17 protein-coding genes are annotated in these 19,025 nt (G+C 51.2%); 6 read left to right on the top strand and 11 right to left on the bottom strand.

Going from position 1 to position 19,025, the window contains the following annotated elements; all coding sequences use genetic code 11:
• Nucleotides 1–6 precede the first annotated feature (6 nt).
• Both CCY32_RS10315 and CCY32_RS10310 read right to left on the bottom strand, forming a co-directional pair.
• On the bottom strand, nt 7–447 hold the full coding sequence (locus CCY32_RS10315) for a DUF3429 domain-containing protein (protein ID WP_088330547.1): 441 nt from the start codon (nt 445–447) through the stop codon (nt 7–9).
• Complete coding sequence (locus tag CCY32_RS10310; RefSeq protein WP_088330546.1) at nt 437–790, bottom strand: DUF393 domain-containing protein; 354 nt, start codon at nt 788–790, stop codon at nt 437–439. Before CCY32_RS10310 ends, CCY32_RS10315 begins: the two co-directional genes overlap by 11 nt.
• A 296-nt stretch (nt 791–1,086) precedes the next feature.
• On the opposite strand from CCY32_RS10310, the gene CCY32_RS10305 reads away from it, so the two are divergent.
• Both CCY32_RS10305 and CCY32_RS10300 read left to right on the top strand, forming a co-directional pair.
• Complete coding sequence (locus CCY32_RS10305; protein WP_088330545.1) at nt 1,087–1,875, top strand: nucleoside-binding protein; 789 nt, start codon at nt 1,087–1,089, stop codon at nt 1,873–1,875.
• Between the two features lie 119 nt (nt 1,876–1,994).
• Nucleotides 1,995–2,801, top strand: coding sequence for a cytochrome d ubiquinol oxidase subunit II (locus tag CCY32_RS10300; protein WP_088330544.1), 807 nt, complete (start codon nt 1,995–1,997; stop codon nt 2,799–2,801).
• Between the two features lie 509 nt (nt 2,802–3,310).
• On the opposite strand, the gene CCY32_RS10295 is transcribed toward CCY32_RS10300, so the two are convergent.
• The 3 genes from CCY32_RS10295 to CCY32_RS10285 all read right to left on the bottom strand — a co-directional run bounded on the left by CCY32_RS10295 (nt 3,311) and on the right by CCY32_RS10285 (nt 6,913).
• Complete coding sequence (locus tag CCY32_RS10295) at nt 3,311–4,270, bottom strand: DUF4382 domain-containing protein (RefSeq protein ID WP_088330543.1); 960 nt, start codon at nt 4,268–4,270, stop codon at nt 3,311–3,313.
• Nucleotides 4,271–4,451: 181 nt separating this feature from the next.
• Nucleotides 4,452–5,723, bottom strand: a complete 1,272-nt coding sequence (locus tag CCY32_RS10290) for an MFS transporter (RefSeq protein WP_210401725.1) — start codon at nt 5,721–5,723, stop codon at nt 4,452–4,454.
• Between the two features lie 266 nt (nt 5,724–5,989).
• On the bottom strand, nt 5,990–6,913 hold the full coding sequence (locus CCY32_RS10285; RefSeq protein ID WP_088330541.1) for a LysR substrate-binding domain-containing protein: 924 nt from the start codon (nt 6,911–6,913) through the stop codon (nt 5,990–5,992).
• Nucleotides 6,914–7,011: 98 nt separating this feature from the next.
• Here CCY32_RS10285 and metE point away from each other — a divergent pair, with 98 nt between their 5' ends.
• Nucleotides 7,012–9,261, top strand: a complete 2,250-nt coding sequence (gene metE / locus CCY32_RS10280) for a 5-methyltetrahydropteroyltriglutamate--homocysteine S-methyltransferase (RefSeq protein ID WP_088330540.1) — start codon at nt 7,012–7,014, stop codon at nt 9,259–9,261.
• 13 nt (nt 9,262–9,274) lie between these two features.
• Here the strand turns inward: metE and CCY32_RS10275 are convergent, their stop codons facing one another.
• Together CCY32_RS10275 and zapE are read right to left on the bottom strand one after the other, a co-directional pair.
• Nucleotides 9,275–11,872: an EAL domain-containing protein gene (locus tag CCY32_RS10275; RefSeq protein ID WP_210401724.1), complete on the bottom strand. Its 2,598-nt coding sequence runs from the start codon at nt 11,870–11,872 to the stop codon at nt 9,275–9,277.
• A gap of 136 nt (nt 11,873–12,008) precedes the next feature.
• Nucleotides 12,009–13,103: a cell division protein ZapE gene (gene zapE, locus CCY32_RS10270; protein ID WP_281492513.1), complete on the bottom strand. Its 1,095-nt coding sequence runs from the start codon at nt 13,101–13,103 to the stop codon at nt 12,009–12,011.
• A 282-nt stretch (nt 13,104–13,385) separates the two neighbouring features.
• Here zapE and CCY32_RS10265 point away from each other — a divergent pair, with 282 nt between their 5' ends.
• The 3 genes from CCY32_RS10265 to CCY32_RS10255 all read left to right on the top strand — a co-directional run bounded on the left by CCY32_RS10265 (nt 13,386) and on the right by CCY32_RS10255 (nt 16,487).
• Nucleotides 13,386–13,835: a DUF1043 family protein gene (locus CCY32_RS10265; RefSeq protein ID WP_168171487.1), complete on the top strand. Its 450-nt coding sequence runs from the start codon at nt 13,386–13,388 to the stop codon at nt 13,833–13,835.
• A gap of 110 nt (nt 13,836–13,945) precedes the next feature.
• Nucleotides 13,946–15,298, top strand: a complete 1,353-nt coding sequence (locus tag CCY32_RS10260; protein WP_246840594.1) for a DegQ family serine endoprotease — start codon at nt 13,946–13,948, stop codon at nt 15,296–15,298.
• Nucleotides 15,299–15,461: 163 nt separating this feature from the next.
• On the top strand, nt 15,462–16,487 hold the full coding sequence (locus CCY32_RS10255) for a trypsin-like peptidase domain-containing protein (RefSeq protein ID WP_088330536.1): 1,026 nt from the start codon (nt 15,462–15,464) through the stop codon (nt 16,485–16,487).
• A 24-nt stretch (nt 16,488–16,511) separates the two neighbouring features.
• Here the strand turns inward: CCY32_RS10255 and murA are convergent, their stop codons facing one another.
• The 4 genes from murA to mlaC are packed head-to-tail and all read right to left on the bottom strand — an operon-like array spanning nt 16,512 to nt 19,007.
• Complete coding sequence (gene murA / locus CCY32_RS10250; protein WP_088330535.1) at nt 16,512–17,768, bottom strand: UDP-N-acetylglucosamine 1-carboxyvinyltransferase; 1,257 nt, start codon at nt 17,766–17,768, stop codon at nt 16,512–16,514.
• Between the two features lie 5 nt (nt 17,769–17,773).
• Nucleotides 17,774–18,031: a BolA family protein gene (locus CCY32_RS10245; RefSeq protein WP_088330534.1), complete on the bottom strand. Its 258-nt coding sequence runs from the start codon at nt 18,029–18,031 to the stop codon at nt 17,774–17,776.
• A gap of 29 nt (nt 18,032–18,060) precedes the next feature.
• On the bottom strand, nt 18,061–18,357 hold the full coding sequence (locus CCY32_RS10240) for an STAS domain-containing protein (protein ID WP_088330533.1): 297 nt from the start codon (nt 18,355–18,357) through the stop codon (nt 18,061–18,063).
• Nucleotides 18,354–19,007: a phospholipid-binding protein MlaC gene (gene mlaC, locus CCY32_RS10235; RefSeq protein WP_088330532.1), complete on the bottom strand. Its 654-nt coding sequence runs from the start codon at nt 19,005–19,007 to the stop codon at nt 18,354–18,356. Before mlaC ends, CCY32_RS10240 begins: the two co-directional genes overlap by 4 nt.
• Nucleotides 19,008–19,025 lie beyond the last annotated feature (18 nt).

The raw sequence follows: 19,025 nt of genomic DNA, 5'->3' as shown, positions 1-19,025 counted from the left end.
GTGAGACTAAGATAGCCACCACATGCACAGATGACTGCACACGACCACCGTGGTTAACTGAGTGCGTAATCCTGGATATCCCGGCGGATAGGCTGCATCCAAATCCTGTTTGATTTCATAAAGGCGCAGAAGAGCAAACAGGCCCGCCTGAACCAGCAAAGCAAATTGGGAAAGTAGCGCAAAGGTAATCACACTCACGACCACCAAACCGACCGCAACCAGACCTTGCTTCAGTGGTGAAACAACCGAACACAGAACAGGCCAGAGTACGCCTGCCATAAAGCCGAGAATCAGACAGCTGTACAAGGCATACAGCATGGACAGAGAAAGTGTCGTTTCCCAGGCATCTAACAAGGCCAACAGGGGCACACCAATAAAGGGCAGAAGTCCGGCATAGCCGAGTAACCGGGCAGTGAAAAGGTCTAAAGCGTAACGTTCAGGAGCCATCACACACGCCATCCATGCATTGCTGTCGCTTTTTCGCCCAATACCGATAGGTTTTGTCAGCGAGCCAATATAGCGGAGCAAATGAGATAATGCTGGTTAGCCAGCCAAATCCGGCCAGTCGCCAATAGTAGAGGGTGGCATCAATGCCGGTGATAAACTGATTGCCATCCCACAGGTGCAGGTTTGCCATCATTTCAGCCTTGCTGGCACCGGCAAATCCAGAGAATCCCTCGCCGCTTATATCTACCAGGGTGATTTTTTCCTGCAGACGAGGCTTCAGCCAATGGATTTCATGACGACAAAGCCGGCAACTGCGGTCATAGAAAAGGCGCTTATCCTGCATTAAAGTTTCTCGTTATTGGCATACTTACCAATACGCACCGCAGGTCTAAGAGATCATTGACAGTCATGCATACGTCGTTGTTTCCCCGCGGTGACGGATGTTGCCTGAAATGTCCGAAGCCGCTCTTTAAAAGCGATAAAGGTTCGCCTCGCCAAACCCTGCCTGTCCCATTAAAAGCCAGATTGACGTGAATAAACACCATACCGCCTCGACCTGCTAATGCACAATGATCACCAAGTGATAAAACTAATCTATAGTTAATCCAGATACTTACACAAACTGATAGGACTCGCACTATGAGATATTTTTCTGCCTTGATGCTCGCGTTGTCGCTAGGCAGCGGGCCATTGTTAGCCCAGAACTGGAGCGTGAATGAAGTTCAATATCAGCGGGGCACTCTGGATGCGCCATCCTTTGCTGGTGGCGGACAAGCCTCAACCCACATCCTGACTTTTCAACACGCCAGTGGCTGGGAATATGGCGATAACTTCTTTTTCGTTGATCATCTCGATGATGACAAGTTGGACGGCTTCAATGACCGTGACTGGTACGGAGAGTGGTACAGCAATTTCAGTTTAGGAAAAATCACCGGCAATACGGTCGGTGCAGGGCCCATCAAAGATGTGGGTATCATTCTGGGTTTTAACCGTGCTGCCGATGCCAAGGTGCTCAAGTACCTGCCGGGAGTACGCTTTTCCTGGGATCTGCCAGGGTTTGCCTTCCTCAATTCAGATTTGACCGCCTACATTGACGACAGTGCTGGCGTTGAAGAGGGCGGTGCACCAACAGAGAGTAACAGCTGGATGCTGGATATTAACTGGGCCTATCCATTTTCTGTCGGTGAACAGGATTTTTCCATTCAGGGGCATATGGAGTATATCGCCTCACGTGAAAACCAATTTGGCGAGCCGGTCTCTCACTGGATTCTTGCCCAGCCACAAATACGCTGGGATATGGGTAAAGCGCTATTTGATGTCAAAGGCAGGCTGTTTGCCGGTGTCGAAATTCAGTACTGGCAAAATAAACTCGGTGACGACAACACCGATGAAAAAGCCATTCAGTTACTCGTCGTAGCCCGGCTCTGAGGCTAATCCAAAAGAAAACCTACCCGTTGGCCAATCCGTAGACCCGACGCTTGCGTCGGGCGAACCGACAAGCCTATTATCTCAACCTGCAACAACACTAAGCTGCCGGAACATGATGTCTGTCGGTTGGCGCACGGCTTACAGACTCCTTTCCCGATGCGCACTCTCTGGTTCTCAGAGAGCTGTATCTGCCAGCCACATTCATGTTGCTGGGTCTGATACTACGAGGCGTGGCTTTTGATTTTCGCGCCAAAGTCAGACCAAAACACAAGCGTGTATGGGACAAGGCCTTTAAATTCGGCTCGCTGCTGGCTGCCTTTATGCAGGGCTATATGCTCGGCATGTATATCATGGGTTTTGAGCAAAGTCCTGAGGGCTTTCTATTTGCGCTGCTCAGCGGTGTAGGGGTGACAGCGGCCTATTGTTTCATTGGTGCCTGTTGGCTCATCATGAAAACCGAGCATGACCTGCAGCTAAAAGCGGTTGCCTGGGCACAAAAATGCGCCTGGCTGTGTTTCGTCGGTGTTATCGGCGTGTGTATTGTCAACCCGCTGATCAATGACCTGGTATGGCAGCGCTGGACCAGTCTGCCCTCGGCACTGTTTATCTGGCCGATTCCTTTTGTCTGTCTGAGCCTCTTCGTTGTCTGCCATAGTGTGTTGCAGCGACTGCCCCTTGAGGACGATGCCGGATGCTGGCTACCTTTTATTATTGCCCTGCTTATCTTTGACTTTTGCTTCCAGGGCCTGGCCGTCAGCTTTTTCCCGTATATCGTGCCGGGAAAAATGGATATTTTTGCCGCGGCCAGTGCGCCGGCGTCGCTGCGCTTTATTCTGGTGGGGGCTGTGATTGTTGTGCCCTGTATCCTTGCCTACACCGCTTTTTCTTATCGGGTGTTCTGGGGCAAGGCCACTGATCTCAAATAGTACTAGGGCCTGTTGATCTTTGCTGTATGAATTTTGTTCTAATCAAACGCTTTTTAATCGAGGCGCAGTGTTGAAGGCCTAATGGATTAAGTCGAAATGCTGCAACAAAGAGTAAAAAGCGTTTAAGACGAATCCGAAGGACAGCGTTTGTGCGGCATTTCTACTGCTTCAGCACTCTTTCATGTAGAGCAACTACACTACAATCGAGCTTCCTTGTATAAATACCGCACAACTCGCTGAAAAAACATACAGCAAAGATCAACAGGCCCTATCTAATGGCATAAAAAAGACCGCGCCAAAATGGCGCGGCCAAACACTTTCAGGGAATAACATCCTGAAATGGGCACTTGCCCGATTGGAAATCCACCAGCTGATTGGGGTCAGCTGCCAGATACTGACGCTATTACAATTACCAGGCCAACTTTAATTAATTCTTAATATTCAACACCTTATTAATTTCCATGATAGATGGCAGCGACCTGAGCGTCGTCAATCGGTAACAGCTCTGTCTACTCAGGAAAACTCACAGCAATACTTTCACCGGCAATAACCGTGGCGGACTGGGTGTCCAGAAAGACAAAGCCTTCATCGGCCCCTTCATCAGTTTCGGGTTGATCGACTAAGGCCTGACAGGTGAATGCCAGGGTGTAGTCACCTGCAGCCAGATAAGCCGCCTCATAACGGTACTCGGCGCTTTCTTCATCCAGGGTGACTTCGGCAATGGCATAAGGTGCGATTTCGTTTTCATCCGCAGGTGCATCAGCGTCATCGCCCAGACTGGCCGGCTCAAGATCCGCTCCCTGATACAGATAAACCGCGTTACCCTTATTCGGATCGGTTTTCGTGGCGCAGCTTTCATCCAGAATCAAACTGTCAGCCACAGCTCCTTCGATGGTTCCTACCTCACTGTTTGCCACCAGTCTTACCCCTCTGGGCTTGAGGAAAATATGGGCTTTTCCGACAGGATCCACCAGTGACTTTCTCAAATCAAACTCCAGCGTATAGGCCGCTGTAACATTGGCCTGAGCAGTAAAACCATCCAGTTTCAGCTCATTACTTGGCACCTTCAGTTCAAAGGTCCCCTCTTCCATTTCAATGTAGGAGGCATCTGTCACCACGACGCGAAGCTGAGTGTAGTCACCCAGGGGGATCTGCTCGCCATCCACCAAGGTTTCGAAACTCTCACCGGTAAGGGTTAACAGATCAATCTGACGGGGGTCACCATTTTCATCCCTAACATCAAAGGTTTGTGGGTCCCCATTGCCAATCAACTCCACCTGGTCGAAATACACCACAACCGCCAGCGCTGAGTCCACCGGCGCATCGGAAACGGCTAAACTGAAACTCGTTGACGTAGGCTGTGGCGGCGGCTCGATACCGGAGGGAGACGTATCACTGCCCGAGCCACCACAGGCAGCCATAAGTGGCAGCGTGGCCGCCATCATTAAAATCCTGTTTACTGTCATCATTACCACCTCTTCGTTGCTTGAGCCTGAGTCTATCAAGTTTTGTTCCAGGTTAAGGTATGAGCGAACAGTACGGGGTATTCGCTAATATCGTTATCGTTCACCGATAAAATCTGTCGTTTATCGACGACAGCATTTCACCGTTTTCAGCGTCAATGGAACATAGGTGTATGATTTGTAAAAACTATTTTTTGTCGCTCAATGGCGACACCAGTGTGTCTGCCTGTTCTTCCTGAACCTCAAACGCCTCTTCGATATGCTCTGCTCGTGGGTCCAGCTCAGCCATGACCGGCGTATTCGGTGTGGCGGCCGCAAAGGTCACATGGTCTGCCAACGGAACGGGAGCGCGCACGGTGCGACGCCAGATGAGAAAAGCCACCGTCAGGCTGGATAACAAAACAAAGTAAACGAATAATCCCTTGGGGCCAAAGCCGTTGATAAACAGCGGCGCTAACAAGGGTCCCGACATGGCCCCCACACTGTAACAAAGCAGCAGACTCTGGTTACCGGCAATCATCTGCTCGGGTTGTAATTCATCACAAGCCTGACTGAGACTGATAGGATAGATAGCGAAGATCACCCCCCCCAGGGCTCCAACCAATGCTCCCTTCAACCAGACAGCGTGCGGCAATAGGACAAAGAGCAGGCCAATCACCGCTGTAGCCACAAACAAAGATATCAGCACCACGCGACGATCGACCCGATCAGAAAGACGCCCTAGCGGGTATTGAAAACACATCCCCCCTAAGATCATGTAGGCCACCATGTTGGTAATCTGACCCAGATCAAAACCTATCATTGAGAAGTAAAGGGGCAACAAACCATATGCCACACTGAGCAGCAGCCCGGATATAAAACAACTCACCACGGCGGTGGGAGTAAGGCTTATCAGCTCTATGACCGATAGCTTGCTATGCTTGTCGAAATGAGGCATATCCACCTTCGACAGCGCCAGTGGAATGACGGATAACGAGGCGGCCAGTGCCGCCACCACAAAAGGTAATAACAGGGTAATATCCAGTTGCTTGAGCAACATTTGTCCCACCACCATGGCACCATAAAAAAGCACCATATACAGGGCCATCATGCGTCCACGAATACGCACCGGGCTGCTGACCATAATCCAGGACTCTATCACCACAAACAGTCCGCCTGTGGCAAAGCCACCTAACAACCTCAGCAACAGCCAGGTTTCAGGGGCCACAAACATGCCGTACATCAGCGCCACACTGCAAAGAATCGACGCATAAGCCGCGTAGGCACGAATATGACCGACTCGTAAAATCAGTTTACTGTTAACAAAGGTACCCGCCATCAGGCCGGCAAAATAGGCTGTAGAGACAGCACCAATCCAGAATGTGGATACCGCCTCTTCAGCCAGTCTCAATGTCAGTAAGGTGGTCAGCAGGCCATGTCCGATAGAATAGATCAGCAAACTGATAAGCGGAGATGCCATTGATGTGAGTGCAGCTTTGGGCATAGTCAGACAACAGTAACGATGAATTCAAAGACTTAGATAGCAGTTGTCGTCAATAAGGTAAAATAAATTCTGATTTTTGTGATGGCGTCAGCAAAGGGGAGGATTAAGATCGTAGCAAAGAAGGCACGGATAGAAATTAAGATAGAGTTACAGTTACTTTGCCGCCTCCTATGTCATCCACTTCGTGATATTCTCAGCACTTCACCAGCGTGACGCTGATACCCTTAACGCAGCGATAGGCTTTACGCTGAACCTTCCCTGACAAGTCCGTTAACCCCCTGAAGCAATGCGGCGAAGCTATCACGCACCACGGGCAGAAAGGCCTCTACCCGGCTTTGCTGCGCAGGTTGATAGGCGCCATAGAGGGTTTTGTGAAGACCCCGCTCACCCAGAGGACGAGTACACAGTAACTGCTGACGGTCAAAATCCTGAACCAGCCAGTCGGGCACCGCTGCCACCCCCAGGCCGGCAGCCACCATCTGCAGCATTACCGAACTGTTAGCCACCGTTTTGACACTCTGTGGATGGCATTTTGCCGGCTGCAGAAACTGACGAAAGACATCCAGCTTTGATAGCGGTACCGGATAGGTCAGCAAACGCCGTGTTCTGAGGTCTTCCGGCTGAATCACTCTATGCGATACCAGCATATCCTGAACAGACATCACCAGTACCAGTTCGAATTCGCCAAGGGCCTGGTAGGCAATATTATCTGCACTAATACGATCATCGGTAAATAACAGGTCTAGCCCCTGGCGCTCGAGCTCACCGACACCATCGAACAGGTTCTCACCCTGCAACTCTACCCGAATGTCAGGATAGCGCTGATTAAAGCAGGCTATGGCGGGCAGTAACCACTGGAAACAGGCATGGCATTCGATACCAATACGCAACTCCTGCTCACCGGTCAGGCGGGCCTTCAGTTGTGTCTCCGCCTGACGAACACGGGGCAGGACTTCATGGGCCAGATTGAGTATCAGCTGCCCCGAAGCAGTGAAATGCAGGGGCTCACTCTTACGCTCAAACAAGCGCTCACCGATGCGCGACTCCAGCTCCTTGAGCTGATGAGACAAGGCCGACTGACTAACAAATAGCAGATCTGCGGCGCTGGCGAGGTTACCGCCCCGCTCCAGAGCCAGCATGGTCTTTAAATGTTTCAGCTCGAGCATGATGAAAATTCTTCAAGTTGCACGTGAAAATCTTGCGCTTGTGGCCAACAGGGATGCCAGTGAATATACACGTCTAGATGGCTAAAAGGAACGAACAAATGAAATTACATACTCTCGGATTTCCCCGCATCGGAGCTGACAGGGAACTGAAATTCGCCCTGGAAGACTACTGGCAGGGTCGCATTAGCAAACAAGAGCTTTTGCAAACCACTGCCGACATTCGTCGGCAAAACTGGGCCATACAGCAGCAAGCCGGAATTGAATTACTGCCGGTTGGGGATTTTGCCAATTATGATCATGTACTGAACACCAGTCTCTACCTTGGCATTATCCCTCGGCGCTTTTCACAGGACAGCAGCGACAAACTGGATCTGGAGTTTCGCATTGCTCGCGGACGTGCGCCCAGCGGCTGTGCCTGCGCCGCATCAGACATGACCAAGTGGTTTAATACCAACTATCACTATATCGTACCGGAACTGCGTGAATCGCTGGATATCAAAGTCGATATCCAGCCATTACTTGAACAGATCGAAGAAGCCAGGCGTCTTGGCCATGAGTCCAAGCCTGTGTTACTGGGACCACTCAGTTATCTGTATTTAAGCGCGTTTGAAGGGGATAAACTGCAACTGCTTGAGCAACTTCTGTCTGGCTATCAGCAAATCTTCGAACAGCTCAATAGCGCTCGTGTGGGCTGGCTGCAAATTGATGAACCCATACTTGGACTGGAACTTGATACCGACTGGCAAGAAGCCTTCCGCAACGCCTATGGCGCACTTCGCCAGGGCAGTCTTAAATTGCTGCTGACCAGCTACTTTGCCAGCATCGACCACCACCTCGATCTCATTGCTTCGCTCCCTCTGCACGGAGTGCATCTTGATTGTGTCGCCGAACCCACAGACATTCAGCTGGCTATTGATACGCTGCCACGCCACTGGATAGTGTCCTTGGGCGTGATTGACGGGCGCAATATCTGGAAAAGCGATCTCAGTGCGCTATATCACAAACTTGAGCCTGTATATGCACAATTAAACGGCAGGACCTGGCTGGCGCCAAGTTGCTCACTGCTGCATTGTCCGGTGGATGTGGAGCCGGAAAACAAGCTGGAACCGAAAATTAAAAGCTGGCTGGCGTTTGCCAGACAAAAGTGTCATGAATTGTCGTTGCTGAAACAGGCACTGCTAAGCGGCGATACCACCGAAATCGAACAATACTCGGCTCCGGTCAAAGCCCGCCTCACCTCCAGTGAGGCGGTTAATAATGCGCTAAGAGAAAAACTGACTAACATTAAACAATTACAGCGCGCAGAGCCCTATGCCGTGCGCAAACAAAAACAGCAGGTACTGGCATTGCCGCAACTGCCGACAACCACCATTGGCTCTTTCCCGCAAACCACAGCGATCCGTCGCTTACGAGCCGCATACAAACGCAGAGAACTCAGTGCCGAGGAATATACCCGGGCGATGCAGCAACAAATAAAAGACTGCATTGCCCTTCAGGAAACTATCGGACTGGACGTGTTAGTGCACGGCGAGCCTGAGCGCAATGATATGGTCGAATACTTTGCTGACTTCCTCGATGGTGTCACCACTACCCGTTTTGGCTGGGTGCAAAGTTATGGCTCCCGCTGCGTAAAACCGCCGGTGATTTACGGTGACATCACCCGCAATCAGCCCATGACCACCAACTGGCTGAGCTATGCTCAGTCTCTCACCGACAAACCGGTAAAAGGCATGCTGACCGGTCCGGTAACAATTTTATGCTGGAGCTTTGTACGCGACGACTTAAGTCGCGAGCAGGTCGCCAGACAGATAGCCCTGGCAGTCAGTGACGAAGTAGAAGATCTGATTGATAGCGGTATCACGATTATTCAGATAGACGAGCCCGCCATTCGCGAGGGTATGCCCGTTAAACAGAGTCAGTGGCCGCATTATCTTGACTGGGCGGTGGCTAGTTTTCGTCTGGCCTGCGCCAAGGCCCCGGGCGGCGTCCAGATCCACAGCCATATGTGCTATTCAGAATTCAACGATATTCTGGATGCCATTATTGCACTGGATGCCGATGTGCTGACGGTAGAAACGTCGCGCTCAAATATGGTGCTGCTGGATGCCTTTAAGCACAAAGCCTATCCCAACGATATTGGCCCGGGTGTGTATGATATCCATTCACCCAATGTCCCGGACATTGCGTGGATAACCGGCTTGCTGAAAAAGGCGCTGGACGTGGTACCGGCTGAGCGGCTGTGGGTAAATCCTGATTGCGGCCTGAAAACCAGAGGCTGGCAGGAAACCCAAGCTGCGCTGGTGAACATGGTAAGCGCAGCAAAACAGTTGCGGGCGCAGCTGACATAATCAAACCGGGCAGCTAAAGCTGCCCTTTTTCTGCCAATTCGGCCCAGTGCTCAACCGGGGCCGGGCGAGCAAAATAATACCCCTGAAATGCCTTACATCCGAGCTGTTCTAATCGTTGCGCCTGCTGCTGTGTTTCTACCCCCTCCGCTATAACACCTAACTCGAGACTGTTGCCCAATGCCACGATGGTGCTGACAATGGCTTCATCATTCGGGTCAGAGAGTAGCTCTGCGACAAAGGTCTGGTCTATTTTCAGTGAGCTTAAGGGCAAACGTTTCAGATAGGCCAAAGACGCATACCCGGTGCCAAAATCATCCAGTGAGAAGCTGATCCCCATGCTGCGCAGCAGGTTCATTTTATTGATAGTGTTTTCAAGATCATCAATAAGCAGGCTTTCGGTGATTTCCAGTTCGAGGTATTTCGGCTCAATACCCGTTTGGCTGATACATTGACGAACGTGCTCCACAAAGTGAGGGTGATAAAACTGCCGCGCACTGATATTCACCGCCAACCTGATGCCTTTCATACTATTCTGCTTATCCCAGTCAGCGAGAATCCGGCAAGCCTGCATCATCACCCACTCACCCAGCGGCACAATCTGTCCGCTGGCTTCGGCTACAGGAATAAAATCGCCCGGAGAAACCCAGCCCAGCTCCGGATCTTGCCAGCGCAACAGGGCTTCCATGGCAAAAACTTGGCGGTCCGCATCGTACTGTGGTTGCAAGTACAATTGCAGGTTATCGTCCTCCAGCGCAAGACGCAGCGCGGCCTCTAACTGACTTTGATGATTAACCTTGGTTTGCATAACAGGATTATAAAAACGCAGCGTGTTACGACCGGCGTCTTTGGCATCACACAACGCAAGATCGGCCTCTTTGAGAAGGGATTCAACACTCCCGTTGGCATCCGAAAACATCACCACACCGATACTTGCCGAACCGCTGAATCCCTGCTCATCAAGCTGATAAGGCTGAGACAGTTTTTGCAATATTGCTCTGGCCTGACGGGTTGCCAGCTCAACGGCGCGATCCATATCCTTACCCAGACCTTCGAGGACTAACACAAACTCATCAGCACTTAATCGTCCCAGCGTCTCTTTTCCATGTAGCCCCTCTCCCAGTCGCTGCGCCACCTCACGAAGCAGCAAGTCACCGGCGGCATGGCCCCGGGTATCATTGAGTGTCTTGAAATTATCCAGATCAATCAACAGAATGGCCCCCTCGCTACCACTGTGCTTGGCATGTACCAGGGCCTGGTGCAGTCGATCCAGTAACAACCGTCGGTTGGGTAATTCCGTCAACGAGTCAAAGTACGCCAACTGGTGTAATTCCTTCTGGGCTTGCCGGTATTGGGTGATGTCTGTGGCGATACCGCATAAGGCATAGATGTTCCCCTGTGCATCTTTAAGCGGTAATTTAACCGAAACACAGGTCAGTTCAGTGACACCATCGGCCATCAGATCGGTTTCTTCGGTGGTCACCTGCTCACCGGATTCCAGTACCCGTACATCAACCTCGTGCAAGGCTTCACAGGTTTGTGCATCAAAAAAAGCCTCGTCGGTACACCCCAGAATCTTCTTTTCAGGCAGTCCGAAAAGGTCGCTCACTTTCTGATTCACATACTGGTAACGATAGTTTTTATCCTTAATAAAAATAAAAGCATCTACGCCATTGAGGATCGTGGTCAGTCTTGCCTCACTGGCACGCAGGTGTTCACCGATGCGGGTCACTCTCTGGCGCAGTAAATGACTAATCACCAGTGTCAGCAGTAAGCCAGACAGCAGCGCTGCAATCAACCACCACAGATATCGGGGTAACTCACCAGGAGGGGTGCTGCTCCATTTTTCAAGGATACTGAAATAGGGAGAATCGTGATCCTGCTTCCAGCGCTGTAAATAGCCATCCAGGCTGCTCAGAATGTCACTATGCTGACCGGGGGGCACCACATAAAATAACTTATTGGGAAGGAACATCACCGGCGATGGGGTCAGGTTTAGTTGGCTGGCAAGGCGCGCACCAATATACTGGTTGGATGCCACAACATCGGCCCGCCCTTCACTAACGGCACGGAAACTGTCTTCCAGACTCTTCTCTGTGACCCAGCTTACCCGCAGTTCAAAACTGCTCACCAGATTCTCAAGATAAGATTGCTGAACAGAGCCCAACAAAACACTGACACGTTTATCCTGGAGGTCCAGTAAACTGCTCAGTTTTTGATCCTGACGGCCGTACAATTGCGACCAGCTCATCAGGGCGGGAACCTGGTGATAGTCCATACGTTGCGCCCGTGACTCAGTCCAGGCAACATCCGGCAGCAGATCAATCTTGCCATGCTGCACCCATTGCAGACATTGATCCCAATGACACACAACAGGTTCGAGCTGCCAGCCTTCGCGCCGTGCAATCTCGCTTAACAGATCCCCAAGTATTCCACTCAGTTGGCCCTGCTCATCGGTAAACAGTTTGGGCGGGTTCTCGTACACCCCCACCCGCAGGGTAATGCTGTCATCATCCGCAACCGCCACGGGCACAAGCGTCAGCAAACACCCCACCACCATCATACCTGTGGCATAACGTCTTAAACGCCTGAAATACAATAAAAGGAGGTGCATCCATATGGCCTTTTAGTGGTTGCGCGAAAACCTTAAAATCATCTTAAGTCGATGATTTTGCCATTAAAAAAGAGGAATAGCCATGTCCGGTTAGGTCTGGGTTATGAAACCCGAACTTACCGCCAATAACGATAGTTCAGGGCAAGTGTTCCAGACTGAGATATTCGTGTGATTGCATTTCTTTGAGACGGCTGAGACATCGATTAAATTCGAAGTTCAGGCGTCCCTGTGAATACAGGTTCTCCATTGCCACCTGCGCGGAAATGATCAGTTTAACGTTACGCTCATAAAACTCATCAACCATGGCAATAAAACGCCGGGCAATGTCATCATTATGCTGTCCCATCTGCACCACATTCGCCACCAGCACAGAATGGTAACAACGGCTTATTTCCATGTAGTCGGCCTGACTTCTCGGACCATCACACAAAGCCTTAAAATCAAACATCACAACACCATCGGCTTCACGCAGACTCTTAATCTGACGGCCTTCTATATCGATGGACTGATTTTCGCATCCCTGTTCCGGGGCCAGCTGAGTAAAGTAACGGTAAAGATTGGCGTTAGCATCGTCATCCAGCGGATAGTGATAGATTTCGGCTTGTTCCAGGGTGCGCAGGCGATAATCGGTGCCGCTGTCCACATTAATGACCTGCGTATGCTGTTTGATCAGTTCAATGGCCGGCAGAAACCGTGAGCGCTGCAAACCGTTTTTATATAACTCATCCGGCGGGATATTCGAAGTCGCAACCAGTACCATGCCCTGGGCAAACATCTCCTGCATCAGCGTACCGAGTATCATGGCATCGGTGATATCCGAAACAAAGAATTCATCGAAACACAGAATGCGCGCCTCGCGTGATAGCCTGCGCGCGACGATTTTAAGCGGATCAGACTCACCGCTCAGGGTTTTAAGCTCCTGATGCACCCGATGCATAAAGCGATGGAAGTGAATGCGCATTTTGCGCTCGAACGGCAGGCACTCGTAAAAGGTGTCCACCAGGTAGGTTTTCCCCCGGCCTACCCCGCCCCAAAAATACAGCCCCTTCACTGGCTTCGGCGATGGTTCTTTAAACAGCGCCTTCAGGCGGCGTTTCAGACTCATGTCCGGCTGCATTTTCAGCAACTCATCATAGAGTTTCTGTAAATGAGATACCGCATTTTCCTGTGATTGGTCATGAACAAAGTTATCGCTGGCAAGATCCTGCTGATATTTCTGCCATGGCGTCATCGCGTGCATAGTCTAACTTGAATTAAAATAAACTGGCCGCATAGTTTGCTCAGCAGGTATGATTAAGTAAAGGGCTATTTAGGTCCTGCTGACATTTTTGCCGGAATTTTACAGCGGTTTTGAGCCTGGGCAGGCGAGAGGCAGGCAGGTGAATGTATGCTTGCCACGGGTCGGCACTGTTAGCAAATACGCCCATACGGCCCCAGTACCGAAGCAGCTTAACAACGGGCAAGCATTCGAGAACAGTGGCTACAACATATAAAGATGATTTCAGGAGTGGTTATGGATTGGGTAATTGGATTGTTGCTGTTGTTGTGTGGCGCAGTAATGGGGTATTTCATTGGTCTGTTTTTCGCCAAACGTAAAACAGAGAAGGCGTCTGGGCTGCATCTGGAAAATGAGATCAAGTCCATGCTCTCGGAACAGGGCCACATCCATATCAACGAATGCCGGCACGTACTTGAAGCCATGGAGAAACAGAGTGAACAACTTAAGCAGCAACTGGATCATTATGAAACGCTGCTGCAACACCCTGAAGAAGATGGCGATTCACCCCAGCTGAACTATTTTGGCGATCATGCCTCTGCTTATCTGCGCAACCAGGGCAAACCGCGCAAGCCACAATCACAAACCCCGGATTATCAGCCGCGGGACTATCCCAGCGCCAGTTCCGGCTTATTCAGTGGCAAGGTGAGCGCAGAACATAAAGCCGCCGCAGAAAAACAAAAGTAACAGAATATTTCTGTCGCGGCTTTTATTGAACTTTGGTTCCCTATCCTGAGTCTGTTAGAAAGTTTGTTTGATTGGGAGTAGTAATAACGATGAAGAACGCCTTTGTAACGATGACCTTCGCCAGCCTGCTGGCAATTTCCAGTGCACTGTCTCCGGCGAATGCCGCCCTGCCGTTTTTTAATAATGACAAGGACGACATTCCCACCCTGGCGCCCATGCTGGAGGAAGTCAAACCGGCGGTGGTCAGCATCTCCGTTGCCGGCACCCAGGTTTCCCGTCAACGGGTACCGGAAATGTTCCGTTTTTTCTTCGGCCCGAATATGCCTGATGAGCAAGTGCAGGAGCGACCTTTCCGTGGTCTGGGCTCGGGCGTCATCATTGATGCCGAAAAAGGCTATGTGGTCACCAATAACCATGTGGTGGACAAGGCCGATGAGATTCTGGTGAAACTGGTGGACGGTCGTGAGCTGGAGGCTAAGAAAATTGGCTCGGACGAACAGAGCGATATTGCGTTACTCCAGGTAAAGGGCGACAACCTGACCGCCGTGAAGCTGGCCGATAGCGACAAACTCCGGGTCGGTGATTTTGTGGTGGCCATTGGTAATCCGTTTGGCCTGACACAGACCGTCACCTCAGGCATTGTCAGTGCACTGGGACGCAGCGATCTCAATATCATGGGCGGTGGCGGCTATGAAGATTTTATTCAGACCGATGCAGCCATCAACAGAGGCAATTCAGGCGGCGCGCTGGTGAATCTTCGCGGTGAGTTGATTGGCATCAATACAGCCATATTTGGTCCCAATGGTGGCAATGTCGGCATTGGTTTTGCCATCCCCGTGAATATGATGAAGAGCCTCACCAGTCAGCTTATCGAATTTGGCGAAATCCGTCGTGGCTTACTCGGGATTCTGGGGCAGGACCTGGATTCAGATCTGGCCAAAGCCATGGGCCTTGAAGTCAATCAGGGCGCTTTTGTCAGAGAGGTCAATAAAGACTCTGCGGCACAGCGTGGCGGCATTGAACCCGGTGATATTATTGTCTCTATCAATGGCAAGAAGATTCGCAGCTTCACCGAGCTCAGAGCCAAAATCGGCACCCTGGGCGCCGGCACGGAAGTGGACTTAGGATTGATTCGCAATGGCGATGTAAAGAATATCACCGTGACCTTAGATGACTTTATCCAGGAAAATGTGGCGGCCAGCCAAATCCATCCTTTCCTTGAAGGTTCCACCTTATCAGACGGGGAAACCAAAGACGGTATCAGTGGCATCATGGTATCCGAAATTCAGCCACGCTCGCCCGCCGCAAGGCTTGGATTGCAGGATGGGGACGTGATCGTCGGCGTAAACCGTCAGCGCGTCAGTAGTGTCAGCGAACTGCGCAGTTATCTTGACGACAATGAAGGTGTTATTGCCCTCAATGTGAAGCGTGGTACCAGCTCGCTATACCTGGTCATCCGCTAATCAGTCTCAATCAGGCGGGTCGGGTCTGACCCGCCTATCAAATGGGCCATGACAATGCTATTCTCTGGCCAGTTTTTGATGAATATCTGTATTGGCTGTGACAAACAATAACTGGTCGTCTTTTTTTCTTAAATCTATCCTCTTAGGGTTGCTGATTGCCATCATGCTGTTGCTGGCTGTGCCCGAACTGCGCAATGGTTCCGCCTTGTCCTCCCTGAGATTATTTCAAACAAATGTCACCCAACCGGCTCCCATGAGCTTCAGCGATGCGATTGCCAATGCAGCGCCAGCGGTGGTCAATATCTATAGTACCGGCTACGACAATCGATCACTGCTGTATCGCCGCCAGCCCGTTGAGAGAACCAGCCTGGGCTCCGGCGTGATCATGAGCGCCAATGGGTATATCCTGACCTGCTATCATGTGATCAAAGACGCTGAAGTGATTAACGTCATTCTTCAGGACGGCAGAATAATGGATGCACAACTGGTCGGTCAGGATCCGCACACCGATCTGGCAGTACTTAAAGTCACTGAAGACAATTTGCCCGTCATCCCCCAGACAGAAACCCCAAATACCCGCGTCGGTGACGTCGTATTGGCCATTGGTAATCCCTATAACCTCGGCCAGACCATTACCCAGGGGGTCGTTAGTGCGACCGGTCGAGCGGGTCTGAGTAATTATGTCAGCAGTGCCAATTACGCCGATTTTATCCAGATGGATGCAGTGCTGAACGAAGGCAATTCAGGCGGCGCGCTGGTAGACAGCAATGGCACCCTGGTGGGCATCAACAACGCCAATTTTAAAACCCTGGACAATAACCGCCGCATCAAAGACGTGGCAGGCATTTTCTTCTCCGTGCCTTATGCGTTGGCGAAGCGGGTAATGGACGACATTATCGCCCATGGCAGGGTCATAAGAGGTTACCTGGGCATCAGTGGCAACGAATTTATCGGTCGTCCGGGCATTCTGGTAACCGGGGTAGATCCACAGGGACCTGCAGCCGCTGCGGGAATCCGAACCAACGATGTGATCCTCAAGATCGACGGCAAGGTCATAGAAAGTGCGTTTAAAACATTGGATCTGGTGGCCGAAACTCAACCGGGCTCGACGCTGGTCTTTGAACTGGAACGTAATGATCAGGTGCTACAAACGGAGGTGGTGATCACGGAGCTGGCCACTACGGGTTAGCGGACAGTCCCGTGATGCTCGATATCAATTGATACGTTTTATTTTGGCACCCAGCGCACCGAGTTTGATCTCTATCTTCTCGTAGCCCCGATCCAAATGGTAAATCCTGTCCACCAGTGTCTCACCTTCAGCCACCAAACCGGCAATCACCAGACTGGCTGAGGCACGTAAATCGGTGGCCATCACTTCGGCGCCGGTCAACACAGAATCGCCACGACAGACCGCACTGTTGGCTTCCAGATCGATTCTGGCCCCCATACGTTGCAGCTCAGGCACGTGCATAAAGCGGTTTTCAAAAATGGTTTCGGTAACAACCCCGGTGCCTTGTGCCACCGAATTCAGTGCCACAAACTGCGCCTGCATATCGGTAGGGAATCCGGGATGAGGCGCGGTTTTGATATTAACGCTGTGCAGTGTTCGCTCCTGCATGTCCAGCTCAATCCAGTCATCGCCAATGCTGATCTCTGCCCCGGCCTCACGCAGCTTCGCAATAACGGCTTCCAGTGTATGAGCAGCGGCTTTTTCACAGCGCACTTTGCCCTTGGTCATCGCCGCTGCCACTAAAAAGGTGCCGGTCTCAATCCTGTCCGGCAGAACGCTGTGATTGCAGCCATGCAGTTGACTGACACCCTGAATACGAATTTTATCGGTGCCGGCCCCGCTGACCTTTGCCCCCATGCTGTTGAGACAATCGGCCAGGTCGACGATCTCCGGTTCACGGGCGGCATTTTCCAGCACCGTTTCACCTTCCGCCAGCACCGCTGCCATCATCAGATTCTCGGTGGCTCCGACACTGACCATGTCCATAAAAATTCTGGCACCCTGCAGGCGTCCCTGCACGTTGGCCGTAATGTAACCGGCGTCCACGTCTATCTGCGCGCCCATGCGCTCTAACCCGCTGAGATGCAGGTTCACGGGACGGGCACCGATAGCACACCCGCCAGGTAAAGACACCTGTGCCTCACCATGCTTAGCCAGTAGGGGACCGAGCACCAGAATCGACGCGCGCATGGTCTTCACCAATTCATACGGAGCAACCAGATTGCTGATCTGACTGGCATCAATATGTACCTGATCGTGCTCGGTGCTGACCTTCGCACCCAGGCGCTCCAGCAGATTGAGGCTGGTCTTCACATCTCTCAGAGCAGGAACATTACTGAAGGTACAAGGTTCATCGGTGAGCAAGCTGGCCATTAGCAGGGGTAACGCCGCGTTTTTTGCCCCGGAGATCTGTACAGAACCCATCAATGGACCGTTCCCCTGGATCAATAGTTTTTCCATCTGCACTACTCCGGCATAATGAACTTGCGTTCAGTCTGCCACTGCGACGGGGTAAAGGCTTTAATAGTCAGGGCATGAATACTGCCGTCGGCTATCTGTGCCGACAAGGGGGCATAAATCATTTGCTGTTTTTTGACACGGCTCGCACCGTCAAATATCTCACCGACGGCGATCACCTGATAGTGGGATCCCTCGCCTTTTACATACAGCTCAGTCAAATCCAGGGCCTGTCTGAGCAGAGTTTCAATTTCTTCTGTTTGCATAGTACAACTTATGACGTGAGGTGGGCCGTTTATTGTAACGGTAAAAGCTCCTGAACGTCGCTGATTTTTGCCAGTTTTAGCAAGGTTTCAGGAACATCTTCGAGTTCCAGACTAACAGATTTTTGGCGGGCCTGGGAGACCAGATCAATTAACCAGGCCAGCCCCGCCATATCCGATTCGCCCACTGCTGATAAATTGAGTTTCAGCTGAGCCTGTTGCCATAATATTCCCTCGCTGGATTCGAGCTGGCTGAGATTATCACGCACGAAATCTCCTGTGAGGCGAACGAGACCGTCCTCAGCGCACTCAAGACTGAGTGTTTTCACGCCTGCTCCTCGCTCTTGTCACCGGGAAGGCGTATAGGCTGGGCATTTTTCTCTTTGAGCAACTCGATTACCGCATCGATACCTTGCTGGCGAATGATCGATTCAAACTCACTTTGTTTACTCGACAGCATGCTGATCCCCTCAGCCACCATATCAAAGGCGCGCCACTCTTCGGTGCGGCTATTTTTACGCACCTGAAATGCAATTTTGATATCCGGTTTACCGGGCTCTTTAACAACCGCGCGCACAGTAACCATTTTTTCGTCTTCATAGTCACGGCCGGGCTCAAATTCTACGGTCTGGTTATCATATTGTGCCATCGCCAGCGCATAGGTCGTCACCAGGTAACCACGAAAGGCCTGAATGTATTCCGGCAGTTTCTCCTGAGGAACAGACTTAAAATGTCGTCCGAGCACTTTCAGTGCAGCAAACTTATAGTCCACGTAGGGCAATAGCTCTTCTTTCATGATGTCCCGCAGAATCTCAGGGTTCTTTTCAATCTGAGGACGCTCTGCCTTGATTCTGTCGAAGGTCTTGGTGGCCACTTCAGACAACAACTGATACGGGTCTTCCGGCTCCTGTGCCTGAGCTGCTACAGACACGCTCAGGGTCAGTGCCAGTAAGCTATTGGTTAACCATTTTAAATACATATATCACTCCGTTCTAAG

Source organism: Lacimicrobium sp. SS2-24 (assembly GCF_002201535.1).
In the GTDB taxonomy this organism is placed as follows: domain Bacteria; phylum Pseudomonadota; class Gammaproteobacteria; order Enterobacterales; family Alteromonadaceae; genus Lacimicrobium.
This window is presented reverse-complemented; position numbering and strand designations above follow the sequence as displayed.

What these genes read in the sequence shown, in the direction of transcription:
- CCY32_RS10295 (WP_088330543.1), bottom strand. Translation starts at nt 4,270, where the DNA reads ATGATGACAGTAAACAGGATTTTAATGATGGCGGCCACGCTGCCACTT.
- CCY32_RS10290 (WP_210401725.1), bottom strand. Translation starts at nt 5,723, where the DNA reads ATGGCATCTCCGCTTATCAGTTTGCTGATCTATTCTATCGGACATGGC.
- zapE (WP_281492513.1), bottom strand. Translation starts at nt 13,103, where the DNA reads ATGACGCCATGGCAGAAATATCAGCAGGATCTTGCCAGCGATAACTTT.
- CCY32_RS10305 (WP_088330545.1), top strand. Translation starts at nt 1,087, where the DNA reads ATGAGATATTTTTCTGCCTTGATGCTCGCGTTGTCGCTAGGCAGCGGG.
- CCY32_RS10260 (WP_246840594.1), top strand. Translation starts at nt 13,946, where the DNA reads ATGACCTTCGCCAGCCTGCTGGCAATTTCCAGTGCACTGTCTCCGGCG.
- CCY32_RS10255 (WP_088330536.1), top strand. Translation starts at nt 15,462, where the DNA reads ATGCTGTTGCTGGCTGTGCCCGAACTGCGCAATGGTTCCGCCTTGTCC.
- metE (WP_088330540.1), top strand. Translation starts at nt 7,012, where the DNA reads ATGAAATTACATACTCTCGGATTTCCCCGCATCGGAGCTGACAGGGAA.
- CCY32_RS10285 (WP_088330541.1), bottom strand. Translation starts at nt 6,913, where the DNA reads ATGCTCGAGCTGAAACATTTAAAGACCATGCTGGCTCTGGAGCGGGGC.
- CCY32_RS10245 (WP_088330534.1), bottom strand. Translation starts at nt 18,031, where the DNA reads ATGCAAACAGAAGAAATTGAAACTCTGCTCAGACAGGCCCTGGATTTG.
- CCY32_RS10275 (WP_210401724.1), bottom strand. Translation starts at nt 11,872, where the DNA reads ATGCACCTCCTTTTATTGTATTTCAGGCGTTTAAGACGTTATGCCACA.
- CCY32_RS10265 (WP_168171487.1), top strand. Translation starts at nt 13,386, where the DNA reads ATGGATTGGGTAATTGGATTGTTGCTGTTGTTGTGTGGCGCAGTAATG.
- CCY32_RS10315 (WP_088330547.1), bottom strand. Translation starts at nt 447, where the DNA reads ATGGCTCCTGAACGTTACGCTTTAGACCTTTTCACTGCCCGGTTACTC.
- mlaC (WP_088330532.1), bottom strand. Translation starts at nt 19,007, where the DNA reads ATGTATTTAAAATGGTTAACCAATAGCTTACTGGCACTGACCCTGAGC.
- CCY32_RS10310 (WP_088330546.1), bottom strand. Translation starts at nt 790, where the DNA reads ATGCAGGATAAGCGCCTTTTCTATGACCGCAGTTGCCGGCTTTGTCGT.
- murA (WP_088330535.1), bottom strand. Translation starts at nt 17,768, where the DNA reads ATGGAAAAACTATTGATCCAGGGGAACGGTCCATTGATGGGTTCTGTA.